The organism is Candidatus Endomicrobiellum agilis, assembly GCF_020328115.1.
Lineage (GTDB): Bacteria > Elusimicrobiota > Endomicrobiia > Endomicrobiales > Endomicrobiaceae > Endomicrobiellum > Endomicrobiellum agilis.
The window spans coordinates 1-7,332 of record NZ_JAIXMW010000015.1 but is presented as its reverse complement, the minus strand read 5'-3'; the positions used below and the strand labels follow the sequence as shown (position 1 = coordinate 7,332).

Here is a 7,332-nt window from a genome sequence, read left to right as displayed (position 1 = left end):
TCAGAAGGTAGAATTACTATAGAAGCTATAGAAGCTATATTTTTAGATATTGTTCTTAAACCAAAGGCTTCCATATGTATCCTCCAGTCAAAATCATCGCGCAAATGGCAAATATTTTTATTGAAGAAAACCAAAACTCCACTTCACCGTATGCTTTTACCGCTATAAGGTTTACAATGTTTATAACTATAAAGAAAAAGAGGGCAGTTTTCCAAGTAGCAATATCCGCAAACCAATACTGTGTGTATGCAGCTACTGCTGTAAGTTCCGTTATTCCTGCAAGAGCGTATTCAAACCAATAATTCCAGCCTGCTAAAAATCCTGGAAAATCACCCCAATATTTGTAAGCAAAATAGCTTGAAGAGCCCGCTGAGGAGTCTTGTGTGCTCATTTCGCCAAGCTGCCTCATCATTAAAAATACTATTATACCTGCAACCAAATATCCAACAACAACAGCTGGCCCTGCAACAAAAATAGCGCTGCCTGCTCCTAAAAAAAGACCTGTGCCAACAGCCCCTCCAAGCGCTATAAATTGTATATGGCGATTTGTAAGATTGCGTTTTAAACGAATATTCTTCGGACCGTCCACGTATTTTCTCCATTTTTGCTTCAAGTTTCGCAGGTCAGTTTTTGCAACTCTTGCGGTTGTGCGGTTGATTGAAATGTCTATTCTGTATTATATCACAAAGAGATGCATTATGTAAATTCTATCGTAGTGTCTTACATCATGTTAGACTAATTGGGCAAATAAAAAAAAGCAACAGCAAAAACAAATAATAACGAYTARCATTTARTARAAACKTTTGATTTTCYATACTAAATCTATTTTTACTATTTCTTGCTTAAAYTTCTTGTTTTACTACCATCTTTAACGACAAAAATAGTCTAATATGTGTTTTKAGACATTACACCACCAAATAAAAAACTAAGTATACTTATTTTATACTTACTACACGAAGATACCACAAAGGTTTAGGTTATAAAACACCGCTTCATTATTCTTTGGCTATTCTTACATCTCAAAATAAATCCTTAACTGCTACAAATATTTGATTTCACATAAAAATTAGTATAGTATTTAAATTATCATAGCAATGATAATTATCTTTGCTGTTATTGTCAAAGTTCCAGGTTTTTCTTCTCGAATCTAGTCTCGAGTAAGGTTATAACAGAAGAGATATTCCTGGTCGACCTGAATTTACTGAGGTAGACAATGTTAACTTAAATACTGGTTTTTGTGTTACAGTAGAATACTTAATTTTTTGCAGTCATTTGTCACTAGATTTAGAGATTGTAAAGTTTGGTCCGGGATTTAGTTATTTGTTTCCTGTAAGTGATGGTGAAGAGTCTTTTTCGTATCTTCCGATTTATTTTACAATACAAGTAAATCCTTTCATAAACGTATTAGATGAATATTTACACGGGCTATTTGTAAAGGGCAACATTGGCTATAACGCCTTGTTCGATTTTGAAAATAAAGATTATAATGAGTATAAATTTGATAAAAGTGGTGGGCTTTATTGTGGAATTTCTGCAGGATACGAGTTTCCATTTGGGTTACTTTTTGACTTGGGTTATTACATGTATAAAAGCAGTATGAAAACTGGTGTAGGTACTTTTGACTTTACATGCACAAGTATAATTTGTAATGCAGCTTTCAAAGTCAAAGTCTAAAGTCCCCTATTTACTACTATTGCAACAAAACTAGATTGTCTCTATGTATAATCTCGTCTTCTTCAATATCCATAATCTTTTTTATATCTATGGTTTTTTTCCCTTTTATTTTTTCAATAACACTGCTGTCATAGTTTGTTAATCCTCTAGCAAAATCTTTTTTAGTTTCGATGTTAGCTATATTTACGGTATCTCCTCTATGAAAAGGCCCTGTTATTTTGACTATACCTGCAGAGAGTAAACTTTTACCTTTGTTCAATAAGATGTCAGCAGCTTTAGTATCAACGAATATGGTTCCTTTAGATTTTTTACTAAAAGCTATCCAAGATTTTTTAGCTTGAAGGCATTGTTTTTTTGCTTTGATAACAGTTCCAACTTGGCAGTCAGAAATAATATTTTTTAATAAATTAAGTTTTAAGCCGTTGGTTATAACAGTATCTACTCCTGAAGCTGTAGCTATCTTTGCGGCAGTTATTTTTGTTTTCATTCCGCCTGTGCCTTTCCCGCTTGAAGAACCGCTTGTAGCATAACTTTCTATATCTTCAGTTATTTTGTCAATCTTATGTATAAGCTCAGATGTTGCAAGGTTTCCTCTGTAAAAACCGTCTACGTCAGTAAAGAGTATAAGTTTGTCCGCATCTATAGTAGAAGCAACAAGGGCAGCTAAAGTGTCATTATCGCCAAAGTTTAGTTCGCTTATGGACACAGTATCATTCTCATTTATTATAGGTACAACTTTATTTTGTATTAAAACATTTAAAGTGTTTCTGGCATTTATATATTCCGTTCTTTTATCAAAAACTTCTCTAGTTAAAAGAATTTGAGCAACTGTCTTACCATACTTTAAGAATGCGTCTGAATACGCATTCATAACCAACGGCTGTCCAACGGCCGCAAAAGCCTGTTTTTCTCTTGTAGTTTTAGGTCTAGATAATAGACCAAGCTTTGCCTGTCCTGCACCAACCGCACCTGAACTTACAATTATAATTTCATGATTATCATCTTGGAGTTCAGAAAGGTGTTTGGCTAAGCTAAATATATATTTTCTATTTAATAAACCGTCTTTTAAAGTAAGTGTGCTTGTGCCAATCTTTATTACTAGTCTCATATTGCCTCTTTCTAATAATTCTAATGCTTTAAAATAAGCATATTAAACATAATTATAATTGTGCAATCCTAAAAGATTTTTCACAATTATAAAACTTAAGCTATAATTGCACCACCTAAAACTACATTGTCTTTATAAAACACGGCACTTTGCCCAGCTGTGATCGACATTTGTGGTTCTTCAAATTCCACTTTAGTTGCGTCAATTCCTATTGGCACTATAATAGCCTTTGCAGGCTTGTGCTGTTGGCGTATCTTTACATTTGCTTTAATAGGTTCTTTAGGTACAGGAATTGAACCCCACATTACTTTTCTTGCTATAAGCGATGAAGAATACAAATCTTCTTTAGTTCCAACAACAACAACATTTTGTTTAGCCAAAATATTTATAACGTATAAAGGTTCTTTTGTTCCACCTGAAAGCCCTAGCCCTTTGCGTTTACCTATAGTATAGTTCCATATTCCAGTATGTCTACCTAAAACTTCTCCGGTTTTATTTACAATATTTCCCGAAATTTTAGGAAATTGCAGTATATCATTGTAGTCACCGCAGTAAAAATCTTGACTGTCAGGCTTTTGAGCTACTGGGAGATGTATTTTTTTTGCTATTTCTCTTACTTCCTCTTTTGTAAACTTTCCAAGAGGAAAAATCGTTTCGGAAAGAATTTTTTGATTCAATCTGTACAGAAAATAAGTTTGATCCTTTATGGCGTCTTTTGACTTGCACAATTGATACATATTTAAGGAATTGTTGAATATGATATTTGCATAATGTCCAGTAGCAAATTTATCAAACGTTATTCCATTTTTTCTTGCTGTAGACGGAAGAACGCCAAACTTAATATAAGCATTGCACCACACGCAAGGATTTGGCGTACGGCCTTCTTTGTATTCATTTCTAAAATTTTCAATAACGACTTTTTTGTATTCTTGTCTGCAGTCCAAAATATGTACAGGTATTTTTAGAAAATTCGCTATTTTATGTACAGTTTCAATATCTTCATCTTCTGGGCCTAAACAAGCGTCAATACCCTTATTTTGTGGAGTTGGAATAGAATCATCCCATATAGACATCATTGCTCCTACTACTTCATGCCCTTGTTCTTTTAATAAGTGTGCGGTTATTGCCGAGTCAACACCGCCGCTTAAACCTACAAGTATTTTCATTTTACTTCCTTTTTTTATTTCTTTGTAATCAGTCTGTGAACGAATTTGTGGGTCAATTGTTATTGTGTCTTTGTTCTTGTCGTCAGTCACATTTTTTTATTTATCATTCTGTACGAAGTTGTAAAATCCACTTCGAAAATGGCATCCTTTATCTTCAGCCACAGTTCTGTTTATGGACTTAATTTTACTGTCTATACAAAACCTACAATGTTTTGGGGAATCTCCTATACAAATTTTACCTGGATAAATTTCATAATGCTTCCTGTACTCTGTTTGCGTAGCGTTTGGCATAACTACATTTGCACCGCATTGCAATGCTATCAGACGTCCGTTGGGATTTAAAGTTTCCATGGCAGTTGTAGCGGGAATATTTATGTCCGGCATAAGCAACCGTAATATTGCCATAACTTTGAGCGACAATTCAAAAGGATTTCCTTCAGGTTTTTCAATAGGGGTATTTGGATGATAAATAAAAGGACCGATTCCTGCCATATCAACATGTATAGACTTAAGATAAATTATATCTTTAGCTATGCTTTCTAATGTTTGTCCTGGAAGACCAACTATTATTCCAGATCCTACTTCATAGCCAAGTTTTTTTATATTATCAAGGCAAATCATTCTATTTTGCAAGCTCATCCCGGGATCAAGCTTGTTATAAAGAGCTTCATCCGTTGTTTCTATGCGCAGCAAGTATCTGTCTGCTCCAGCTTTGCGGTATGCTTTGTATTCTTCAAAAGTTTTCTCTCCTATGCTTAAAGTAATAGCAACATCAAATTTTTTTATTTCAGAAATTATTTTTGACATTTTATCTATTGTATAGTACAAATCTTCGCCGGACTGTAAAACAATTGTTTTGTATCCGTAGTTTGCAGCATTCTTTGCCAAGCTTATTATTTCTTGAGGTTTTAAACGATATCTTGTTATTTTTGAGTTATCTCGTCTAAGCCCACAATAAAAGCAATTTTGTTTACAGTAATTTGAAAATTCTATTAATGCCCGTAAATGTACTTTATCGCCGACATGTTCTTTCCTTACTTTATCTGCAGCTGAAAAAAGTTTATCGCTTTCTTTTGTATCTAAAAGATGCAATATTTCTCTTTTATTTAAGTTATGAATATTAATAGCTTTATATAATATAGAAGTCATGTTGTATATTTTATCAAAAATTGATACTCTTTGTTGGTGAACTATTCCTACGCACTTTCTTTAAGCTAATGTCTACCCTGGACCAACTGTAAAAAATTAAAAGTAAAACATAAAAGTACTACAAATAGTATCGTAACAAGTATTCATAATAAAAATCTTAAAGGGGTTTTTTATGAGAACAAAATTGTACGCTCTTGTGCTGCTTTTGAGTTTAGCTTTTCACACTAGTGCTTTTGCAGTTGATGTTTTTACCTCTTCGGATTTTTCGTCAAATTTTAACAACAATAGTATAAGTACAATAACAGTTCAAAATGATATAACCCTCAATCCTATCAATCAAAGAAGCGCAACCGTATATATTAATGGATATACTGGAGCTACTGGAAGTGAGAGACACATACTCACTATAAATGCAAATATTTTAAAATTTGTCCCCAATTGGAATGATGGCCTTAATGTTTACGTAACTTCATTAACTTTTTCTCAAGCCTCAAATGGCGCAGTAGAATTGAGCGGTGACGGTGTTGGAGCACACTTATTTAATCTTGATAGCTTGCTTTTTATAGGAAACAAGACAGGTTCTAATGGCGGTGCGGTTTACCTCCATGCACAAACTCAGGGCCAGCTTTCAAATAACTTCTGCTTAAATAATTCTACTTTTACAAGTAATTCTGCTTTAACTGGTGGTGCTATATACATGGCTTCAAACAATTCTCAAAATCCTATATCTTTTCTAGTTACAACTGGAACGTTTAGTAAAAACGAAGCTTCTTCAGGTAATGGTGGAGCTATATATAATTGTGTGCTTGGCGGTGGAAATGTGATAAGCTCATACACAATTGTTGGAAGTAATGTGTTTTCAAATAATTCTGCTTCTATAGGAAATGGCGGAGCTATCGCAAACAGTGTTTCTAACGTTAATAATGGAATAAATATATTTACAGAATATGGACAGTTTGTTAATAATTCTGCTGTAAACGGCGGGGCTATTTCTAATCAAGCTGAAGGTGGCAACACCAATAATTCATCTTCTATCATTGGAATTTTTATAGGTAATCAAGCCTCTGTCAACGGAGGAGCTATCTATAGCACCTTAGGTATAAACGGAAATTCGCCGTATGGAGGTACAAATGTCTATAATATTAACGGTGTATTCAGCGGAAACAGTGCATCTGATTCCGGTGGAGCTATTTATAATTATATAAATAAAGGACAGTCTTCAGGGGCTATATATTTATCGGGAATCTTATCTGGGAATACTGCTGTTTCAAAGGGTGGAGCTATTTATAATTATTCAAATTTGGATTTGTACATATCTAGTGGTACTATTTTTCAAAACAACAGTGCGTCTTTGGGCGGCGCAATATATAACGCTAATGGAAACATATATCTAACGTCAGGAGAAAATGGCGATATAACTTTTCAAAACAACAGTGCGAGCCAGGGAAGCGATGTGTTTGTTACTTCAGATGCAGTTCTATATGTTCAAGGAAGTTCCGGTACAATTTATTTCGGAGGAGGAATAGCCGGTAACGGAATAATAACTAAAAATAATGGAGAAATGATATTATACCTTGCAAATACAAGCAACAATTCTCAATTTAATGGACATTTTAATCACAACGGCGGAGAAACACAATGCGAAGGCATAATGTTTGGTGGGATTAATGATATATACAGTGGTATTTTAAAAGTATGCTCAACAGAAAGTTATATTACTTATAACGTTAACCTGCATGACAACGCAACTTTGAATCACTGGACAAGAAACTTGAATCTTACAAATATTTATCAGGGAGTACAAAACGGGGTAGGGCTAAGTTTTATTGGCAGCAACGCTACTGCCAATTTTTGGAGTGGAATACCAGGCGCTGGAAATAATTTTGTTCCTGCAAACTATAGTCTTTCCAAAATAGATAATGGTGTCGTGAACACGATAAATTTTAATAATAGTGCTGTAAGATTAAAAAATACAGATTATTCCGGAAATACCGTATACTATTTTACTAATTCGATTTTAGATTTATATGCGTCCACTACGTCTATATCTACATACACTTTTAATAATTTCGGTGTTAATAATACATCTTTGAGGTTTAAAGTAGCTAACAGCTCAAGTGGTAATCCAACATCTGATACTTTGTACGTTACTTCGGTGTTAATAATACATCTTTGAGGTTTAAAGTAGCTAACAGCTCAAGTGGTAATCCAACATCTGATACTTTGTACGTTACT

General features: G+C 33.9%; 6 protein-coding genes. 2 read left to right on the top strand and 4 right to left on the bottom strand.

Annotated elements, in window-relative coordinates; genetic code table 11:
* Positions 1-55: 55 nt before the first annotated feature.
* Entirely contained in the window at positions 56-589 is a 534-nt protein-coding gene (locus tag LE179_RS06340; protein ID WP_374129534.1) for an amino acid permease, read from the bottom strand.
* A 683-nt stretch (positions 590-1,272) separates the two neighbouring features.
* Here LE179_RS06340 and LE179_RS06335 point away from each other — a divergent pair.
* On the top strand, positions 1,273-1,674 hold the full coding sequence (locus tag LE179_RS06335; protein WP_374129533.1) for a hypothetical protein: 402 nt from the start codon (positions 1,273-1,275) through the stop codon (positions 1,672-1,674).
* Between the two features lie 16 nt (positions 1,675-1,690).
* Here LE179_RS06335 and proB read toward each other — a convergent pair whose 3' ends face one another.
* The 3 genes from proB to hydE all read right to left on the bottom strand — a co-directional run bounded on the left by proB (position 1,691) and on the right by hydE (position 5,097).
* Positions 1,691-2,782, bottom strand: coding sequence for a glutamate 5-kinase (proB, locus tag LE179_RS06330; RefSeq protein WP_374129532.1), 1,092 nt, complete (start codon positions 2,780-2,782; stop codon positions 1,691-1,693).
* 95 nt (positions 2,783-2,877) lie between these two features.
* Complete coding sequence (gene mnmA / locus LE179_RS06325; protein ID WP_374129531.1) at positions 2,878-3,948, bottom strand: tRNA 2-thiouridine(34) synthase MnmA; 1,071 nt, start codon at positions 3,946-3,948, stop codon at positions 2,878-2,880.
* Between the two features lie 96 nt (positions 3,949-4,044).
* Positions 4,045-5,097: a [FeFe] hydrogenase H-cluster radical SAM maturase HydE gene (hydE, locus tag LE179_RS06320; protein WP_374129530.1), complete on the bottom strand. Its 1,053-nt coding sequence runs from the start codon at positions 5,095-5,097 to the stop codon at positions 4,045-4,047.
* 172 nt (positions 5,098-5,269) lie between these two features.
* On the opposite strand from hydE, the gene LE179_RS06315 reads away from it, so the two are divergent.
* Positions 5,270-7,273 (top strand): beta strand repeat-containing protein, encoded by a 2,004-nt coding sequence (locus tag LE179_RS06315; RefSeq protein WP_374129529.1) that lies wholly within the window; start codon positions 5,270-5,272, stop codon positions 7,271-7,273.
* The last annotated feature ends 59 nt before the right edge of the window (positions 7,274-7,332 follow it).